Origin of the sequence: Pseudomonas sp. FH4, from assembly GCF_000510915.2 — a bacterium.
In the GTDB taxonomy this organism is placed as follows: Bacteria; Pseudomonadota; Gammaproteobacteria; order Pseudomonadales; family Pseudomonadaceae; genus Aquipseudomonas; species Aquipseudomonas brenneri.
In genome coordinates this window covers 206447-224277 of record NZ_AOHN01000024.1, presented here as the reverse complement: position 1 = coordinate 224277, position 17831 = coordinate 206447, and the positions used below count along the sequence as shown (strand labels likewise).

The window sequence follows — 17831 nt, the reverse complement described above, 5'->3', positions numbered from 1 at the left end:
TCGAGCACCAACCGACAACCGGCGCCTTCTAATTGCCAGGGCTGCCTCACAGACTAGTAACGATTGGTACGGCTTCAAATGCCGGGTTGTAACCGCGAATGCCCAGGACCTACGGGCTCAAACACCTAGATCAAAACTTGTATTCCAGCATCCCGCTCAACGTGCGACCGCGCGCCAGGCTGAGGTTGTTGGCGTCGCCCATGGCAACGAAATAGGCTTCGTCAGTGGCGTTTTCCAGGGCCAGGCCAAGGTTCAAATGGTCAGTCATCCAGTAACTGGCATACAGGTCATAGAGGGTGTATTGCGGCCACAGTGCCTGGTCGATGAACTCGTAGCCCTGCTGGTTGAGGTTGGCGCCGTTGCCCGAGCTGTAGCGCACTCGCACCCCGGTATCCAGGCGCTTTTCCAGGAACCGCGCGCCCAGGGTCAACGAGCCGCGATCTGCTGGCATATAAGTAGCGTTGCCCATGATCCGGCCGCAGCTTTCCTTATTGTTGGCAACATCGTCATCCAGCACTTCATAGGTCGTGACCGGCCGGATGCCCGGGCGGCCATCCGGGCGAATGTAGGATTCGATACGTGTGGTCCGGGGCCCGCTGGTCTTGGCGCCGCCCATGTAATAGTTCTTCGAGCAGAAGTCGTTACTGCCGATCATGTGGGTGTAGCTCAAGTTGGCGTAGGCCCGGCCCATGTCGTAGTTGAGCTGGTATTCCATGCCGCGAAAGCGCGTCGGCGCCGTGTTGTTGACGTAGGCCATGGTCCCCAGGAAACCGCCAATGCTGGTTTCCGGCAAGCTGACGCTGTGGTTGAGGAATGAGAAGTTTTCGATCTTGGTATCGAAGTAGGCGACCTTCATGCCCAGGCGATCGTCGTTGAAAAACAACCCTTCCTTGAACACGTTGACGCCCATTTCCCAATCCCGCGACTCTTCAGCCTTCAGATAAGGGTTGGGAAACACCCGCTCTGACGAGTTGCCGCCATGGGGCCGACCGGTCATGAAAGTCTCCGTGACTGCCGGCGGGCGCCAGCCCTTGCCCCAGCGCGCATAGAGTTGCATCCACTCAAGCCCCGGCTTGATACCGATGCCAAAGGTGGGCGAGAAGTGCCCTTCTTCATTGTCGATATCAAACACCTCGGCCACCCGCTTGGCGCCCACCAGGCTGTTGTAGAAACGGTCACGCTTGTAGAGGGTCATCCCGGTTTGACCCTCAAGCCGATAGCGGTCGTACCGCAGGCCGGCATCCAGGGTCAGCCAGTTGTCGTACTCGTATTGCAGATTGCTGAACAGGCTGGCGATGGTGCGCTTGCCGCCCGGGGTGGCGCCTTCGACGTACGGCAGCAAGCCCTGGAGGTTGACCGCCTCGACCTTGTTGGTACGCGGTTTGAATTCGTCCTGGTACATCTCCAGGCCGTAGTTCCATTTGACCTGTCCCAGCGTATTGAAATCGAAGCGCGAGGTGTTGTCGGCCTGCAAGCCCCAGGTGTCGGTCTGGAAGTGGTCGGTGTAGCCGCCGACCTCGTTGCCCGTGCCCGGCGTCGCCAGGTTCGGCGCATGGGTCCGCTCCAATTGAGTCGTGACGTAATACGCCTTGGCCTTGAAGTCGATCAGTGGGTTGTCCGGGATGTAGCTGTAGTCCAACGCGACGTTCTTGGCGTTGAGGTTGTTCTTGCTCACGCGCTGGTAGTAAACGCTTTGCCCATCGTCGGCGGTATAGGCCCAGGCGTCGTTGCTGTCGCTGTCGGTTTGCAGGTAGCTCAGTTGCACGCGCTGATCGTTGGGCAGGTTCAAGCCCAGCTTGACGATCTGTGAACGGGTCACGCTGCCCATATCGCCGACTTCGCTGTTCAACCAATCGTCAAACGCTTCGGGTTGGTATTTGCGCGCGCGCAGGTTGGTGCCCAGTTTCTGGTCGTTGTTGGTACCGGCGCGGTAATCGCCAAAGTGCCGCTCGCTGTAGCCCAGCAGCACATCGCCACGCTCATCGCCAAAGGCAAACACCCCGCTGCCGTTAAAGTTAGTGCCATTGCCCAGTTTGCCGATGCCGTTACCCGCGCGCAGACGCCCGCCGTACTCCTTGCCATCGGCCAAAAACTCACTGGCGTCCAGGGTCTTGAAGGACGCAATCCCGCCGAGCACCGCCGCGCCGCCCATGCCCGACTGGCTGCCCTTGTCGATCTCGATACTGGAGACAAATTCGGGGTCGATCACCATCGTCCCGTTGCGCTGCTGGTGGCCGTTGACGTTGAAGTTCTGGCGCATGCCATCGATGTTCATATTCACCCGGCCGTAGTCCTGCACCCCACGGATATTCACCGACAGGCCAGGGTCACGCTGGTTGACGGCGGTGTAGACACCAGCAGTTTCTTCGAGCATATCGGCGGCATGCCGGGGTGGGCGCTTGTCGATCTGCTCGCGGGTGATCACCGCCACCGAGCGCGGCGTTTCGTACACCCAGTCACTGGGCTTGCCGTTGGTATTGGCATGGATGGTGGTGGTGCCGACAGTCAACGCGCCGTCCTGTTCGACACTGACGCGATTGAGGGTGACCTGGCGTTCGCCGGTAAAGCGATACTCCACCGGTGCGCTGCCCAACAAACGCCCCAGGCCTTCCTGGGCGCTGTACTGGCCCTTGAGCGCGGTGCTGCTGAGGCCTTGCAGGCGCGGGCTGTCGAACAGCACCTGCAGGCCGGCCTGGTCGGCAAAGGCCAGGACTGCGCCGCCCAGAGGTTGGGCGGGAATATCGAACATCAGCGTCGCAGGTTGCGAAGCGCCAGCCACAGGAGCGGCGGCGTAGGCTTGCCCTGCGCTGGCAAACAGACCCAAGTGAATGGCCAGGGCCAACCGGCTGCCGGTGGTGCGCCCTTTGGTGATTGCAGACATTGTGGTGATCCCTTCGCTGAGCGTTTTTTGTTTATGCGAATACTTCTCGATTAGCAAGACGCGTCAGGGATAGGGACTCAGTAAGTGTTTCTGAAAATTATTGGAAGATCAGCCAGGAGTGCGGACTTTTGTAGGAGCTGGCTTGCCGGCGATAGCGTCACCTCGGTGTGCCAGATAGACCGATTTGCCTGCATCGCCGGCAAGCCGGCTCCTACACAGTGTCGGTCTACAGAGGGGTTTGCGGTGTGTCAGTAGATCAGGCTGACACCCGCCAGATCAAAGCGCCGCACCTGCAACTCTTCGGTCAAGGTGCCCAGCGCCTTGTCCAGCATGTCGAGGCGCACCACCGCGCTGACTTCACGCTTGCCCAGCTCGGCATCGGTCAGCACCACCCGGCCGGGGCGGTAGCGATTGAGCTCTTCAACCACCTTGGCCAGCGGCTGGCGATCGAACACCAGCACCCCGCGCCGCCAACTGGTGGCCCGGGCCAGGTCAAGGTTGGGCAGGTCAACCACACCGTTTTGCATGCTGTAGCGGGCGGCCTGCCCTTCCTGGAGGACCGTGGTTTGTGGCTTGTCTTGCTGGGTCACGGCCACGCTGTGTTGCAGCACACCCACCCACGCCTGGTCGTCTGCCTCGCGACCGACCACAAAGCGCGTGCCCAGCGCCCGAGTTTGCCCGCCAGCACTCTGCACCACGAATGGCCGGGTTTCCTGTCCAGCCATGGGCGCCACGTCGAAAATCGCCGAGCCGGCCAACAGGCTGATCCGGCGCTGCTCGCCGTCGAAGTCCAGGCGGATGGCGCTGGAGGAATCCAGTTCCACGGTGCTGCCGTCCACCAGGCGGACCATGCGCACTTCGCCCTTGGCAGTCAGGTAGTCGGCCTGCATCTGCAGCAAGGCTTGCGGCCCCTGCAACCAGCCAACACCGGCGACCACCAGCAACAGCGCGACGCTTGCGGCCACGCGCCATGGCCGCCGACGCTGGGCGCGACGCGATGGCACACCAACCGAAGGCGGACGCTGGCGATGCACCGGCGTGTCCAATTGCAAGTCGCCCAGCGCCGCCCAGGTCTGCTGGGCAAACGCCAGTTCCGCAGCGTGACGGCTGTCGCTGTCGATCCAGCGTTGCAGTTCGGCATGCTCCTGCACATCCAGCCCACCCGCATGCAGGCGCACTGCCCAATCGGCGGCGGTCTCAGTAATGCTGGGCTGTTGCGACTCCGGGCTATTCACGTGTGAGTCTCGAATTCTCGTTGTATGAAACAGTGACGTTTGAGCAGCATTTTTCCAGTAATTCATTCATCGGATGGCGTCACATCGCCCTCCCGCAAACGCTGCATGACATGTGCCAGCGCCTTGGCCAGATGTTTTTGCACTGAACTGTCGGAAATTTCAAGGTGCCGCGCGACCTGGGCGTGGGTCATGCCTTCAACGCGGTTAAGGCGGAAAATCTGCTGCGTACGCTCCGGCAGTTCCGCCAACGCCTGCTTCAATGCCTGTCGCTGTTGTTGCGCCATTGCCTGAGCCTCCAACCCGGCCACTTCATCTTCAATCTCGGCCAGCGCCTCATGGGGCACGGAGTCGGTCTTGCGCCGTGCTTCCTGGCGGATATGGTCGATCAGCAGATTGCTCGCCGTGCGGTAGAGATAGCCCTGGGAGTTGTCGATCCGTTCACTGGAGGGCTTTTGTGCCAGGCGCAGAAAGCTCTCCTGCACCAGGTCCGCAGCCAACTGAGGGTCCCGTACCTTGCGCAGCAGATACCGGCGCAGGGTATCGGCATGCTTGAGAAAGAGGCCCTTGAGATCCACGTCCGACAAACCGACTCCCTGGGATGTAAAGGAAACAGGCGGGCATCTTAAGCGTTGTCGAGAATGATTTTCAATTGATATCCGCTCTTGGGCAGTGTCGAAAAACCTTATTCAGCGTTCGATAATCGAACGGTTATCCACAGCAGGACACTTCGTCAATTGACCAAATTAACTATTCAGTACATTTTGTCCTCATCAATAAAAACAACAGTGGAGACATCCCTATGCCACCTATTGTGCTGGTCCTCAACGGTCCCAACCTGAACCTGCTCGGCACCCGCGAACCGGCCACCTATGGCCACGAGACCCTGGCCGACGTCGCCGCGCTATGCGGTCGCAGCGCCGAACAATTCGGGCTGAAACTGGAGTTTCGCCAGACCAACCATGAAGGCGAACTGCTGGACTGGATCCACGGCGCCCGCGCCCGTTGTGCCGGGATTGTGATCAACCCAGCGGCCTGGACCCACACCTCGGTGGCCATCCGCGACGCCCTGGTAGCCAGTGAATTACCGGTGATCGAAGTGCATCTGTCCAACGTGCACGCCCGTGAACCCTTCCGCCACCATTCCTTCGTCTCGCCTATCGCCAAGGCCGTGCTCGCCGGGTTTGGCAGCCACGGCTATCACCTGGCCCTTGAGCATTTCAGCCGGGAACTCAAATGAAGCCGCGTATTCTTGCCGGCCTGATCGGCGCTGGCATCCAAGCGTCGCGTACACCGGCCCTGCATGAGCAGGAAGGCGATGCCCAAGGCTTGCGCTACCTGTATCGCCTGATCGATCTGGATCAGTTGCACCTGGACAGCAGCGCCCTGCCCGACCTGCTCACGGCCGCCGAGCAGATGAACTTCACCGGCTTGAACATCACCTACCCCTGCAAGCAAGTGATCCTGGCGCTGCTCGATGAACTGTCGCCCGAAGCGCGAGGCATCGGCGCGGTCAACACGGTGGTGTGGCGCGACGGCAAGCGCATTGGCCACAACACCGACTGCCTGGGCTTTGCCGAAGGGTTTCGCCGGGGCCTGCATGAGGCTGCGCGCCAGCGCGTGGTGCAGATGGGGGCCGGTGGCGCGGGCGCGGCAGTGGCCCACGCGCTGTTGGCCGAAGGGGTTGGGCAGTTGAGTATTTTTGATGTGGATAACGACCGCGCCCAAAGCCTGGCTGCCAACCTCAATCAGCATTTCGGTCCCGGCCGGGCGTATGCCGGCAGTGACCTCGATAGCGCGATGGCGGCGACTGACGGCCTGGTCAACACCACGCCCATGGGCATGGCCAAGCTGCCGGGCATGCCGGTACCAGCGGGCTTGTTACGCGCGGATTTATGGGTAGCGGACATCGTCTACTTCCCGCTGGAAACCGAACTGTTGCGCACGGCCAGGGCCTTGGGTTGCCGCACGTTGGATGGGGGGAATATGGCCGTGTTCCAGGCGGTGAAGGCGTTTGAGTTGTTCAGCGGCAAGAAAGCAGATGCACAAAGGATGCTCGATCATTTCCAGAGCATGAATACTTCACGGTAGGAACCGAATCCAAATGTGGGAGCGGGCTTGCTCCCACACAAGCCCACCCCACCTTGAGTTCGGCGGGGGAGTCAGGCCTGTAGGTAACGCAGCACCGACTCGCAGATCATCGCCCGATGCCGCTGCTTGATTGCCTCATCCGACAACTCGATCTGAAAGATCTCACTGAAGGTATGCCGGTTGGACACCCGGTAAAAGCTGAACGAATTGATCAGTAAATGCACATCCAGCGGCTCCAGCCCAGCGCGAAATACCCCCAGTTCCGCCCCCCGGCGCAAGGTCGCGCCCAGCGCTTCAAGGATGTTGCTGTTCATTGCCTTGATCGCATCCGACTCTTTCACATACTCGGCGTTGTGAATGTTCTCGATGCTGACAATCCGCACAAAATCCACATTCTGGTCATGGTGGTCGAAGGTGAACTCCACCAGGCGCCGGATCGCTTCACGGGGTTCCAGCTCGGTGAGGTTCATCCGGGTCTCGGTGTTGCGGATATCCCCGTAGAGTTTTTCCAGGACCTCGACGTACAGCTGTTCCTTACTGCCGAAGTAGTAATAAATCATGCGTTTGGAGGTGTGGATGCGCTCGGCGATGGCATCCACCCGCGCACCGGAAAGCCCCTGCTGCACGAACTCGACAATGGCCTCTTGCAGAATGTTCTCGCGGGTCTTTTCCGGGTTGTTCTTGCGGCTCTTGCGCGGCGCCAGGGGGGCGTCGGGCAGTTCGGACGTCGGGTTCATGGTGCGCTCACGGCCATTTATGCAGGCCGTGATTATGGGCCGCCACGTCGTACGAAGGAAGCGCCAACCCCCTACAACTTGGCCTGGCGCACCGCACCGCTGCGCGACTTGGCCATGGCCGCCAGGCGTACCGCCACATTGGCCGCGCCATAACCCGCATAGCCGTTTTTGCGCTGGATGATCTCGAAGAAAAACCGCCCTTCGAAGGGCTCGGTGTACACGTGAAACAACTCACCGCCCTGGGCGTCACGGTCGTACAACACGTTGTAGTACGCCAGCTCGCTGAGAAACTGATCGTCGAAATCAAACCGCGCCGCCAGGTCATCGTAATAGTTGAGCGGGATATCCAGCAGCGGCACGCCCGCCTCCTTGGCCCGGCTGACCTCGGCGAAAATATCCGCGCAATCGAAGGCAATGTGATGCACCCCGGAGCCACGGTAGCTCGATAGCGCGTGGGAGATCGCCGTATTGCGGTTCTCGGAAATATTCAGCGGCAGGCGGATCGAGCTGCAGCGGCTGCGCAGCGCCCGGCTCTTGACCAGGCCGTAGGGGTCCGGCAGCACCACTTCATCGTCGGCCTCGAAATCCAGCAGGCTCTTGTAGAACAGCACCCAACTGTCGAGGCTGTCGGCCGGCAAAGCCATGGCCATATGGTCGATGCGCAGCAAGCCACCGCTGTTGCGGCTTGCGGCTTGCAGGTTGAAATCAGTGTCGTAGATCCCGCCCGCGTGCTGGTCCACCAGGTAGATCAGGCTGCCATCCGGCGCACGCACCGCCGCCAGCTCCAGTTCATTGGGCCCGACCAAGCCACGATAGGGTTGGCCCTTGTAGGCCACTGCCCGTTCCAGGGCCTTGGCGCTGTCCTTGACGCGGATCGCCGTGGCGCACAACGACGGGCCATGGGCCTCGAAAAAGTTGTGGGCAAAGGAGTAAGGCTCGCAGTTGAGGATCAGGTTGATATCGCCCTGACGCAGCAGGCTCACACTCTTGGACCGGTGCTGCCCGGCCTTGACGAACCCCAGGCGTTGCAGCCATTGCGTGAGCCGGGCGCCGAGGTTTTCATCCACCGCGAACTCCAGGAACTCGATGCCATCGTACTCGCTGGCAGGCGGGGTTTCGAACAGGATATCCACCGGCGTAGCCTGTTGTTCCAGGCGTTGACGGGTCTTCTCTTCCAGGTACAGCAACGAGCGCAAACCATCCGCCGCGTTGGCCCGGGTGGGCGCAGCGCGAAAACCATCGTTGAAAATCTCCAGGGACAGCGGCCCGGTGTAGCCACTCTGGATGATCGGCGCCAAGAAGCCCGGCAGGTCGAACTCGCCCTGGCCGGGGAAGCAACGGAAATGACGACTCCACTCCAGCACATCCATGGCCAGGATCGGCGCGTCGGCCATTTGCACGAAGAAGATCTTGTCGCCGGGAATCTCGGCAATGGCCGCCGGATCGCCCTTGAGCGACAAGGTATGAAAACTGTCCAGCAACACCCCGAGACTGGGGTGATCGATCTCGCGCACCAGTTGCCAGACCTGTTGCCAGGTGTTGACGTGCCGGCCCCAGGCCAGGGCTTCGTAGCCAATGCGCAAGCCGCGCCGACCGGCGTGTTCGGCCAAAAGACTCAAGTCATCGCGCAGGATCGAATGTTCGCCCGTGGAATCCGCCGAGGCATTGCTGCACACCAGCACCAGGTCGGTGCCCAGTTCCTGCATCAGGTCGAACTTGCGCTCGGCCCGCTCCAGGTTGCGCGCCAGGCGTTCGCGGCGGCATCCTTCGAAGTCGCGAAACGGCTGGAACAGCGTGATGGCAATGCCCAGGTCGGCACACATCTGCCGCACTTCGCGGGGGCTGCCGTCGTAATACAGCAAGTCGTTCTCGAAGATTTCCACCCCATCAAACCCAGCTGCAGCAATGGCTTCGAGCTTTTCCGGCAGGGTGCCGCTCAGGGAAACTGTGGCGATGGAACGTTGCATGGGGTGACTCCCGGCAATGAAGGCTGGTCTTGTTTGCGGCAAATTATTGGCCGCGCGCAATAAAGCAGCAATTCAAAATGTACGAACCGGTTAGTTTTATGGGCGATTATCGAACACAATGGCAATTGGCGAATTGACGATTTTTTAGCCACTGCGCACCATCGATTGCGCATCCAGGGCCGCTTTTAATCGGCGTGCACCTGTGATCACGACCCAGAACACACCATAAGAATTTCAAAAAACGGGTACCTCTCATGCCTTCGCAAAACTCCGCCGTGGCCCCGCGCCCCGGCAACCCGCAAGCGGCTATTGGCGACAAGATTCGCGGCGCCCTCGCCGTCGGCAAAACCCGCTGGGGCATGCTGGCCCTGGTGTTTTTCGCCACCACCCTGAACTACATCGACCGCGCCGCCCTGGGCGTGATGCAGCCGATCCTGGCCAAGGAGATGAGCTGGACGGCGATGGACTACGCCAACATCAACTTCTGGTTCCAGGTCGGTTACGCCATTGGTTTTGTCTTGCAAGGCCGGTTGATCGACCGGGTCGGCGTCAAGCGTGTGTTCTTCTGCGCGGTGCTGTTGTGGAGCATCGCCACCGGCGCCCACGGCCTGGCGACCTCAGCAGTGGGCTTTATGGTCTGCCGCTTTATCCTCGGCCTGACCGAAGCGGCCAACTACCCGGCCTGCGTCAAGACCACCCGCCTGTGGTTCCCCGCTGGCGAGCGCGCGGTGGCCACCGGCATCTTCAACGCCGGCACCAACGTCGGCGCCATGATGACCCCGATGCTGTTGCCACTGGTGCTGCATGTGTGGGGCTGGCAGGCCGCCTTCCTGTGCATGGCGGCGCTGGGTGGGATCTGGCTGGTGTTCTGGGGCCTGAAGTACTACAACCCCGAAGACCATCCAAGCGTGAAGCAATCGGAACTGGACTACGTGCAACAGGAAGTCGAGCCGGAACAACCGCGCGTGCCCTTCAGTCGCATCCTGCGCATGCGCGGCACCTGGGCCTTCGCCATTGCCTACGCCCTGACCGCGCCGGTGTTCTGGTTCTACCTATACTGGCTGCCGCCGTTTCTCAACCAGCAATACAACCTGGGGATCAACGTGACCCAGATGGGCATCCCGCTGATCATCATTTACCTGACGGCAGACTTCGGCAGCGTGGGCGGCGGGATCCTGTCCTCGTTCCTCATCGGTCGCGGCATGCAGCCGATCAAGGCGCGCTTGCTGTCAATGCTGCTGTTTGCCTGCTGCATCGTCGGCGTGATCATGGCCGCAGGCTCCAGCCAGTTGTGGGTCGCGGTGTTTGCCATCTCCCTGGCCATCGGCGCGCACCAGGCCTGGACCGCCAATATCTGGAGCCTGGTGATGGACTACACGCCCAAGCACATGATGAGCACGGTGTTCGGTTTTGGCGGGATGTGCGCGGCCATCGGCGGGATGTTCATGACGCAGATCGTCGGCCATATCCTGACCGTGACCAACAACAACTACACCGTGCTGTTCACCCTGATCCCGGCGATGTACTTCCTTGCCCTGACCTGGATGTACTTCATGGCACCGCGCAAGATCCCGACGGTCGAGGTCTGATTCACCGCCGCCGCTGCTGCCAGGCAGCGGCCAACCCGCTCAGGCAGATCACCCCGATCCCGACCACCGTGGTCAGGTCCGGGGTGTGGTTGAACACCAGCCAGCCCAACAACCCCGCAAACACGATCTGGCAATAGCCGAACGGCGCCAGCAAGGCCGGCGCAGCGAAGCGGAAGGCCTGGGTCAGCATCAAGTGCGCGGTCATCCCGCAACTGCCCAGCGCCAGCATCAACAGGCCATGGCCCAGGGTTGGTACTTCCCAGAAGAACGGCACCAGCGCGCTCATCACCAGGGTGTTGCACAGGCCGGCGAAGAAGTTGCTGGTGGTCGGGCTGTCGTACTGGCTGAGGATGCGGGTCAACAGTTGGTAGAAGCAGAAGAACAACGCCGAGACCAAGGGCAACAACACCGCCGGGGTGAACAACTCACCGCCGGGGTGCACGATGATGATCACCCCGACAAACCCGCAGATCACCGCCAGCCACTGGCCCCGCGTCACATGCTCGCCGAGCAGCGGCACCGACAGGGCCGTCACCAGGATCGGCGCCAGGAAGTTCACCGCCGTGGCCTCCGCCAGCGGGATGTAATGCAAGGCTGCGGTAAAAAACAGGCTGGTACCCAGCAGGCACAAGGCCCTGGCGACCTGCAACAACGGGCGCTTGCTGCGCAGCACTCGCAGGCCCGATTGCGGCAGGAAAATCCCCGCCATCAGCAGCGTATGCACCATGTACCGGGCCCATACCACCATCACGATCGGATAGAAGCCGGCCAGGTATTTGGACAAGGCGTCATGGCTGGAAAACAGGAGCGTCGCCAGTACAATCAGCGCGATGCCCTTGAAGGGATGGTTGACGCCGGAAAGAGGGGTGCTGAGGGTCATTGAATTCTCGTGCGTGACAGGCTGAAATGACCGCCGCAAGCAGTGGCACTCAACGCGCTAATCTAGAGCGGGTGGTGCATCGGTCTCAAGAGCATAACCAAACAGCGGGCGATCAGCGCACTAAATTGCCCAAACCCAGTCCAACGCTGCACGCCAGCCTGCCATTGCATGCTGTTTAACCAAGGCCAGTCCCCAATGAAAAAAACCCTGTTGATCCTTTCGACCCTCGCCCTGCTCAGCGCCTGCGATAAATCCCCCCAGGCCCCGAAGCCGGCGCCGCCCTCCGTACAGGCGACCCTGGTGCCGGAAACCCTGCCCACCGACAAATGGGTCGGCAAGTGGGTCGGCGTCGAAGGCCTGCACCTGACCGTCAGCAAGGACGACAGCATCGGCCGCGGGCATTACCTGTTGACCATGCAATACGGCCTCGATGCCGACGCCTCCGGCACCTTCAAAGGCGAGGCTGGCGAAGACGGCATCACCTTCAACCGCCCGGACGGCCCGCAAGTGCTGCGTGCTGGCGACGGTGCAGCCACTGGCCTGAAATGGCTGGCTGATAAAAAAGACTGCCTGGTGGTCAATACAGGCGAAGGGTATTGCCGCCAATAACGGCCATACTCACTCACCACAACCCCTATTACTGTAGGAGCGAGCTTGCTCGCGAAAGTCGTTAACGCTAACGCCGCATGCCTGGTTTAACGCGGGCCTTGGCGTTTTTCGCGAGCAAGCTCGCTCCTGCATAACGATCATCAAGAGGATTGTCACATGCTATGGAAAAAGGGTCGGCGCAGCGACAACGTGGTCGACGCGCGCAATGACAGTGGTGGCGGCGGTGGCGGCATGCGCTTTGGTGGCGGCAAGGGCCTGAGCCTGACCGCCATCGTGCTGATCGTCGGTATCGGTCTGTTGACCGGCCAGGACCCGATGCAGATCCTCGGGCAACTGAGCGGCCAGATGACCGAGCAGGCGCCTTCGGTCAGCCCGCAAACACGCCAGGCACCGCCCGCCAACGATGAGCAGGCAGACTTTGTGCGTGCCGTGCTGGGCGACACCGAAGACACCTTTGGCCAGGTGTTCCAGGAAAACGGCCTGGCCTACAAGAATCCCAAGCTGATCCTGTTCCGTGGCCGGGTGAATTCCGCCTGCGGTGGCGCGACCTCCGCCAGCGGCCCGTTCTATTGCCCGGCCGACCAGCAGGTCTACCTGGACCTGGATTTCTTCCGGGAAATGTCCCAACGCTTCCAGGCGGCCGGCGATTTTGCCCAGGCTTATGTGATCGCCCACGAAGTCGGTCACCACGTGCAAACCCTGCTGGGGATTTCTTCGAAGATCCAGGTCGCGCGCCAGCAAGGCCGGCAGATGCAAGGCGATGGTGGCTTGCTGGTCCGCCAGGAACTGCAGGCCGACTGCTTCGCCGGGGTCTGGGCCAACCGCGCGCAAAAGCGCCTGAACTGGCTGGAACCGGGTGACATCGAAGAAGCGCTGAACGCCGCCAACGCCATCGGCGACGACCGCTTGCAGCAGCAGGGCCAAGGCCGCGTAGTACCTGACTCGTTCACCCATGGCACTTCGCAACAGCGGGTCCGCTGGTTCAAGACCGGGTTTGCCCAAGGCCAGATCAGCCAATGCGACACGTTTTCGGCCAAGAGTCTGTAAATGAATAAGCGATGCGGATGGCTGCTGGGCCTGCTGATCACCTGCTCTACCGCCACCCTGGCCGCCGGGCAGGCGGTCAAGGTGATCAGCCCCGATCGATTCACCCTGCAAGCCGGCGACCTGAGCCTGGGCCTTAGCCAGGACTGGCGCCAGCCGCTGCCGCAGGTCACCCGCGCGCTGATTATCGTGCATGGCCGGCTGCGTAATGCCCAGACCTACCTCAAAAGCGCCGAGGACGCCGCCGCCCACGCCGGGCAAGGCGCCAACACCCTGGTGATCGCGCCGCAGTTTCTCAACGATGCGGATATCCAGCGCCATCACCTGGGCGATAGCGTACTGCGCTGGCACGGCAATGCGTGGATGGCCGGCGAGTCGTCAATCGGCCATGGCCAGATCAGTTCCTACGGCGCCCTGGACCAGATCATCAAGCACCTGGGCAACCGCACACTGTTCCCGACCCTCAAGGAAATAGTGGTCGCCGGGCATTCCGGTGGTGGCCAGGTGGTGCAACGCTTTGCCCTGACCGGCCATGCGCACCCGGCCCTGCAAGCGGCGGGGATCAGCCTGCGTTATGTGATCGCCAACCCGTCGTCCTATGCCTACTTCAGCCCGCAACGCCCGGTGCAATTCGCGCCGGCCAGTTGCTCAGGATTCAATGACTGGAAGTACGGCATGCAAAAGCTGCCGACCTACGCCAACGGCCAAAGCCCCGAGCAACTGGAAAAAGCCTACGTCGCACGCGATATCACCTACCTGCTGGGCCAACAAGACACCGACCCCAACCACCCGGCCCTGGACAAGAGCTGCGCCGCCGAGGCCCAGGGCGCTTATCGGCTGATTCGCGGGCACAACTATTTCGACTACCTCAAGCAGCGGCATCCGCAGTTGAGCCAGCGGTTGGTTGAAGTGCCAGGGGTTGGGCATGACGGCGACAAGATGTTTACCTCGCCCGAAGGGCAGGCGGCCCTGTTCCACTAATCCTTCAGACAAAACCCAATCAGAAATGTGGTGCTTGGTTTAGATCATCTGGCGCAATGCCGCGCAGTCCTTGGCATGCCAATCGGCCAATTCCGGCCAAGGGTTTTCCGGCAAGTTCACCAACACTGTCCGCGCTCCCGCCGCCCGGCCGCAATCGAGGTCGAAGCGATAGTCACCCACCATCACCATCTCGGCGGGCGCTACATCCCACGCCTGCGCCAGTTTCAGCAGGCCACCGGGATCCGGCTTGGGCGGGGCGTCGTCGCGGCCCAACACATCTTCCACGGCAAAACAGTCTGCCAGGCCGATAGCCTGCAAGGTGATGTGCGCCAACTCCTGGGCATTGCGCGTCAGGATCCCCAGGCGACAGCCCCGTGCCGCCAAATCACGCACCAACTCCACCGCGCCCGTGGCGGCCACCGAACCCAGCGCCAGTTCGCGCTCATGCGCCAACAACCAGGCATGCTTGGCCGCCGCTTCGGCCGCAGGCAATGCCGCCAGGTGGGTGAGAATGTCGTCGGTGGGCGGAATTTCCAGCGCCACGCGGATCGCCGCAAAGTCATGCACGGCCACAGTCAGGGTGCCGTCCATGTCGAACACCCAGTGTTTGACGTGCGCCAGGCTCACGCCCAATCCTTGCGATGGCGAATCAAGCCTTCCTGAGTCACCGAGGCCACTAGTTGGCCAGCGCGGTTGTACACACTGCCACGGGAGAACCCACGGGAATTGCCGGCCCATGGGCTGTCCATGGCGTACAGCAACCAGTCATCGGCACGCAGATCGGCGTGAAACCATAACGCATGGTCCAGGCTGGCCACTTGCATGTCCTTCTGCCACACAGTTTTGCCATGGGGCAGCAACGAGGTGGTCAGCAGGCCGAAGTCCGAGGCATAAGCCAGCAGGTATTTGTGCAGCGCCGGCAAATCGGCCAGGGCACCATCGGCGCGGAACCACACATATTTGACCGGATCGGACGGCTGCGGGTTGAACGGGTCTTTCTCAGTCACCGGCCGCACTTCGATCGGCTTGGGGCACAGCAATTTTTCGCGCATGGACTCAGGAATCAGGTGCGCGCGCTGCTGGGTCAGTTCCAACTCCGACGGCAGGTTCTCCGGCCCCACCACCACCGGCATGGTGGTCTGGTGCTCGAAGCCTTCTTCGTCGTACTGGAACGAGGCACTGCAGGTGAAGATCGGGTTGCCCTTCTGAATCGCCGTCACCCGACGCGTACTGAAACTGCCGCCATCGCGTACCCGGTCCACTTGATAGACCACCGGCAGCCCGGCATCCCCAGGGCGCAGGAAATAGCCGTGCAACGAATGCACATGCCGCGCCTCTTCGACGGTCTGGCTGGCCGCCGACAGCGACTGGCCCAAGACCTGGCCGCCGAACAGTTGGCGAAAGCCCAAGTCCTGGCTGCGGCCGCGAAAGAGGTTTTCTTCAATCGGTTCCAGGGTCAGCAAATCGACCAGATCTTCCAACACTTGGCTCATACACTCTCCTCAGAGCAAAACGGTTTCTACCTTCTATTTTCTACTGTAGGAGCGAGCTTGCTCGCGAAAAGCCCAGGGATGACGCAGGGTGTCAGGCCTCCCGCGTAACCGTTGATGTTTTTCGCGAGCAAGCCCGCTCCTACAAGTATTACCGCCTGCTTATCCGTGCAGCGTGTCCAACCATTGGGCGCGGGTGATGCGATACAACACATGATGGCGCAGCGGATCGTCCGCCGCGAGCCTGGGGTGTTGAAAATCTGCCGCCGGATCGTAATGCATGCCGATGGCCTGCATGACTTTCTGCGACGCCAGGTTGGCCTCGGTGGTGAAGGCCACGATCTGCTCCAGTTGCAAACGGTCAAACCCACAGCGCAATGCGGTCCAGGCCGCCTCACTGGCAAACCCCAGGCCCCAGTGCTCGCGGGCCAGGCGCCAGCCAATTTCCACCGCTGGGGTGAAGTCGGCTTCAAAGCCGACATTCAGCAACCCCGTCAGGCCGATAAACTCGCCGCTGTCCTTGCGCTCCAGGGCCCACAGGCCAAATCCATACTCAGCAAAATGCCCACGTATTCGCCCGATCAATGCCGCACTTTCCAGGCGGTCCAGGGGGGCCGGGAAATAGCGCATCACCTGCGGATCGGCACACATCCGGGCAAATTCCGGCAGGTCGCTGTCGCGCCACTGGCGCAGCACCAGGCGCGCGCTTTCCAACTCCAGTATCGGCTCCATCGTTCCCCTCCCTTGCCATGTGCGTGAGTGTACAGCGCTGTTAAGATCCGTCGCTGGTTCCTGTCAGAAATTGCCATGCCTTTGCCACTGATCTACCACGACGACTACAGCCCCGAATTCCCGGCGGATCATCGCTTCCCCATGGACAAGTTCCGGCTGCTGCGCGATCACCTGGTCGACAGCGGCCTGACCCAGGACAGCCAGTTGCTGCGCCCCCAATTATGCCCGGCCGACGTCCTCGCCCTGGCCCATGACCCTGGCTATATCGAACGCTATATGAGCGGTGAGTTGTCCCGCGAAGACCAACGGCGCCTCGGCCTGCCCTGGAGCGAGGCCCTGGCCCGACGCACCGTGCGTGCGGTCGGCGGCTCGTTGCTGGCCGCCGAGCAGGCCCTGGAGCACGGCCTGGCCTGCCACCTGGCGGGCGGCACCCACCATGCCCATTACGACTACCCGGCGGGCTTCTGCCCTTATGCCGACCAAATTATGTAAACAAATCTTGTTAGACCGCGAAAATAAGGCCCTTGGAGAGTCAAGGTTTCTAAAAAGTGGAAATTAATACCCGAGATTCGACGAGGTGTTTACAAAACTCAGAAATCGCCCCAGCCCCCTCATATGCCATCGGGTGAATCGTGGCGGGAATCCGGGGTGAATCAGTGAACAGCATTACACCAAGAACGGGATTTTTATGAGGACCATCACGAATATCACGAATCGGCGACTAAAAATGTTTACTTATGATTGTGAATGATTATTATTAGCGCGCATCCACCCTGAAGGATATGCGTCAGTGATACGAACCTCTCCGGTGTTTTCCCGGTTACAAGCAGGGAACAACGTCTACGGCTTGCTCAATTCTCTACCTTCACCGATGCTCTGCGAAATGCTCGCGTTTGCGGGCTACGACTTCGTGATTCTCGATCTTGAGCACTTACTGCGCTCCGAAGAAGACATCATGCATTGTGTCCGCGCGTGTGAGGCCGCTGGCATTTCGCCTTGGCTGCGCATACCTCAAGTGGACGAAAAACTGATCGGTCGGGCACTGGATGCCGGCATCGAAGCCATTGTCCTTTCACGCACCGAAAGTGCTGCGCAAGTTCAGCGCGCCATCGAAGCGGCGTTCTTTCCCCCCTTGGGGAAACGCGGAATAACCGGCGGACGCATTACCGGTTTCGGTCGCCTGCCATTACCCGAATACATCGATCTGGCCAATCGTCAGACCCCTATTATTCCCATGATCGAAAGCCGCGCCGGGGTCGACGCTCTCGGCGAGATTCTGCAACTGCCGGGGGTCGGCATGATCATGGAAGGCGCTCTGGATCTGTCGCTCGATCTCGATCTGGGCCCCGACCCGCTCAATCCTCAAGTCTGGCAAACGCTGCAAAACATGGCCGATGCCTGCCTCAGCGCCGCAATACCTTTCTGCGCAAATCCCCGCACGGCCGAACAGAACACGCTGTGGCGCGCTCGCGGGATCCGAAGTTTTCTGGCCGGTGAAGACCGAGGCTTGCTGCATAACGCATTGAAAGCCCGCCTGCATTCTCTCCAACAGTAAAAATAAGCCAACGTAGTCCACATGAAAACAACAACAAACTCCC

Annotated in this window: 16 protein-coding genes and 1 pseudogene; 8 read left to right on the top strand and 9 right to left on the bottom strand. The window is 61.0% G+C overall.

Annotation, left to right across the window (positions count from 1 at the left end):
* Nucleotides 1-130: 130 nt before the first annotated feature.
* From H097_RS19720 to H097_RS19710, 3 genes are all read right to left on the bottom strand, one after another.
* On the bottom strand, nt 131-2881 hold the full coding sequence (locus tag H097_RS19720) for a TonB-dependent receptor (RefSeq protein ID WP_032861833.1): 2751 nt from the start codon (nt 2879-2881) through the stop codon (nt 131-133).
* Between the two features lie 248 nt (nt 2882-3129).
* On the bottom strand, nt 3130-4116 hold the full coding sequence (locus H097_RS19715) for a FecR family protein (protein WP_032861831.1): 987 nt from the start codon (nt 4114-4116) through the stop codon (nt 3130-3132).
* Nucleotides 4117-4178: 62 nt separating this feature from the next.
* The gene (locus tag H097_RS19710; RefSeq protein WP_032861829.1) at nt 4179-4700 is read right to left on the bottom strand and encodes an RNA polymerase sigma factor; all 522 of its coding nucleotides are present in this window, start codon (nt 4698-4700) and stop codon (nt 4179-4181) included.
* A 215-nt stretch (nt 4701-4915) separates the two neighbouring features.
* Here H097_RS19710 and aroQ point away from each other — a divergent pair, with 215 nt between their 5' ends.
* Together aroQ and H097_RS19700 are read left to right on the top strand one after the other, a co-directional pair.
* On the top strand, nt 4916-5353 hold the full coding sequence (gene aroQ, locus H097_RS19705) for a type II 3-dehydroquinate dehydratase (protein WP_032861827.1): 438 nt from the start codon (nt 4916-4918) through the stop codon (nt 5351-5353).
* Nucleotides 5350-6204 carry a shikimate dehydrogenase gene (locus H097_RS19700; RefSeq protein WP_032861826.1) on the top strand — a complete coding sequence of 285 codons (855 nt, stop codon included), beginning with the start codon at nt 5350-5352 and terminating at the stop codon, nt 6202-6204. Before aroQ ends, H097_RS19700 begins: the two co-directional genes overlap by 4 nt.
* A 71-nt stretch (nt 6205-6275) precedes the next feature.
* On the opposite strand, the gene H097_RS19695 is transcribed toward H097_RS19700, so the two are convergent.
* On the bottom strand, nt 6276-6941 hold the full coding sequence (locus H097_RS19695; RefSeq protein ID WP_032861824.1) for a TetR/AcrR family transcriptional regulator: 666 nt from the start codon (nt 6939-6941) through the stop codon (nt 6276-6278).
* Nucleotides 6942-7012: 71 nt separating this feature from the next.
* On the bottom strand, nt 7013-8908 hold the full coding sequence (gene quiC, locus H097_RS19690) for a 3-dehydroshikimate dehydratase QuiC (RefSeq protein ID WP_032861822.1): 1896 nt from the start codon (nt 8906-8908) through the stop codon (nt 7013-7015).
* A 254-nt stretch (nt 8909-9162) separates the two neighbouring features.
* Here quiC and H097_RS19685 point away from each other — a divergent pair, with 254 nt between their 5' ends.
* The gene (locus tag H097_RS19685; RefSeq protein ID WP_032861820.1) at nt 9163-10497 is read left to right on the top strand and encodes an MFS transporter; all 1335 of its coding nucleotides are present in this window, start codon (nt 9163-9165) and stop codon (nt 10495-10497) included.
* A gap of 1 nt (nt 10498) precedes the next feature.
* Here H097_RS19685 and H097_RS19680 read toward each other — a convergent pair whose 3' ends face one another.
* Entirely contained in the window at nt 10499-11377 is an 879-nt protein-coding gene (locus H097_RS19680) for a DMT family transporter (protein ID WP_032861818.1), read from the bottom strand.
* 195 nt (nt 11378-11572) lie between these two features.
* On the opposite strand from H097_RS19680, the gene H097_RS19675 reads away from it, so the two are divergent.
* From H097_RS19675 to H097_RS19665, 3 genes are all read left to right on the top strand, one after another.
* On the top strand, nt 11573-11986 hold the full coding sequence (locus tag H097_RS19675; RefSeq protein ID WP_032861815.1) for a hypothetical protein: 414 nt from the start codon (nt 11573-11575) through the stop codon (nt 11984-11986).
* 156 nt (nt 11987-12142) lie between these two features.
* Nucleotides 12143-13033 carry a neutral zinc metallopeptidase gene (locus H097_RS19670; RefSeq protein ID WP_032861813.1) on the top strand — a complete coding sequence of 297 codons (891 nt, stop codon included), beginning with the start codon at nt 12143-12145 and terminating at the stop codon, nt 13031-13033.
* Nucleotides 13034-14011: a lipoprotein gene (locus H097_RS19665; protein ID WP_032861811.1), complete on the top strand. Its 978-nt coding sequence runs from the start codon at nt 13034-13036 to the stop codon at nt 14009-14011. It abuts the gene before it with no gap.
* 39 nt (nt 14012-14050) lie between these two features.
* On the opposite strand, the gene H097_RS19660 is transcribed toward H097_RS19665, so the two are convergent.
* The 3 genes from H097_RS19660 to H097_RS19650 form a co-directional block, all read right to left on the bottom strand.
* Nucleotides 14051-14638 carry an HAD family hydrolase gene (locus H097_RS19660; RefSeq protein WP_032861809.1) on the bottom strand — a complete coding sequence of 196 codons (588 nt, stop codon included), beginning with the start codon at nt 14636-14638 and terminating at the stop codon, nt 14051-14053.
* The gene (gene tesB / locus H097_RS19655; protein ID WP_032861807.1) at nt 14635-15504 is read right to left on the bottom strand and encodes an acyl-CoA thioesterase II; all 870 of its coding nucleotides are present in this window, start codon (nt 15502-15504) and stop codon (nt 14635-14637) included. Before tesB ends, H097_RS19660 begins: the two co-directional genes overlap by 4 nt.
* A gap of 159 nt (nt 15505-15663) precedes the next feature.
* Nucleotides 15664-16233 (bottom strand): GNAT family N-acetyltransferase, encoded by a 570-nt coding sequence (locus tag H097_RS19650; protein WP_032861806.1) that lies wholly within the window; start codon nt 16231-16233, stop codon nt 15664-15666.
* A 75-nt stretch (nt 16234-16308) separates the two neighbouring features.
* On the opposite strand from H097_RS19650, the pseudogene H097_RS19645 reads away from it, so the two are divergent.
* A pseudogene (locus H097_RS19645) lies at nt 16309-16701 on the top strand (histone deacetylase); the annotation flags it as partial.
* Nucleotides 16702-17023: 322 nt separating this feature from the next.
* The gene (locus tag H097_RS19640) at nt 17024-17788 is read left to right on the top strand and encodes an aldolase/citrate lyase family protein (protein ID WP_032861804.1); all 765 of its coding nucleotides are present in this window, start codon (nt 17024-17026) and stop codon (nt 17786-17788) included.
* Nucleotides 17789-17831: the final 43 nt, after the last annotated feature.